The organism is Seonamhaeicola marinus (genome assembly GCF_008085455.1).
Genome location: NZ_VSDQ01000321.1, coordinates 1 through 220 on the forward strand (window position 1 = coordinate 1; position 220 = coordinate 220).

1 pseudogene is annotated in these 220 nt (G+C 31.4%); it reads right to left on the reverse strand.

From position 1 onward, the window contains the following. Positions 1 to 128: 128 nt before the first annotated feature. Positions 129 to 220, reverse strand: a pseudogene (locus FUA24_RS25615) (energy transducer TonB); the annotation flags it as partial.

Here is a 220-nt window from a genome sequence, read left to right on the forward strand (position 1 = left end):
TATGATAAAATCACAATAAGCATACCAAAAAAGAAAACCCGCTACAATTTGTAGCGGGTTTTTATTTTATCATCTTTTTTCACCAAATTACGTTTTATAATCTGGCTAAAACAGTATATACTAATGTCTTAATCTTGTACTTGGAAGATAATTGGTAACGAATACGGAACATTTACCGGCTTACCACGTTGTTTACCTGGTTTCATTTTAGGTAACATAC